Source organism: Tsukamurella conjunctivitidis (assembly GCF_007858475.1).
Taxonomy (GTDB): domain Bacteria; phylum Actinomycetota; class Actinomycetes; order Mycobacteriales; family Mycobacteriaceae; genus Tsukamurella; species Tsukamurella conjunctivitidis.
This window is the reverse complement of the sequence record NZ_VIGX01000232.1, coordinates 1-557: the sequence shown is the minus strand read 5'-3', so window position 1 is coordinate 557 and position 557 is coordinate 1. Positions and strand designations below refer to the sequence as shown.

Sequence of the window (557 nt, the reverse complement as noted above, 5' to 3'; positions counted from 1 at the left end):
ACCCTCACCCGACATGGAGGACTTGAGGATGCCCAGACTTTTCGGCACGGATGGTGTGCGTGGATTGGCCAACAGGGACCTGACGGCCACATTGGCGCTCCAACTCGGTGAGGCCGCGGCCCGCCGCATCGGAGGTGGACCACGCACCGACGGAACCAAGCCCCGCGCCATCATCGGGCGTGACACGCGGATCTCCGGAGAGTTCCTCGACCACGCGCTGGCCGCGGGACTGGCCTCTGCTGGCGTGGACGTCGTGCGCATCGGGGTGGTCACCACCCCGACCGTCGCCCACCTGACCGCCAATGGTGACGGTGTGGACTTCGGGGTCATGATCTCCGCCTCCCACAACCCCATGCCCGACAACGGGATCAAGTTCTTTGCCCATGGAGGCTTCAAGCTGCCGGACGCGGTGGAGGACGACATCGAGGACCTCCTGGGCAACGAATGGGCGCGTCCCACCGGTGCCGACGTCGGCGAGGTCGACTACGAAGACGACTGGGCGGAGAAGTCCTACGTCTCCCACCTCGTGGAGTCCCTGGGAGGTGCGGACCTGAAGG

The 557-nt window shown here is 66.4% G+C and carries 1 protein-coding gene; it reads left to right on the top strand.

Going from position 1 to position 557, the window contains the following annotated elements; all coding sequences use genetic code 11:
- Positions 1-28: 28 nt before the first annotated feature.
- Positions 29-557 (top strand): phosphohexomutase domain-containing protein (locus tag FK530_RS25195; protein ID WP_500487600.1); only part of this gene is annotated, 529 nt, incomplete at its 3' end.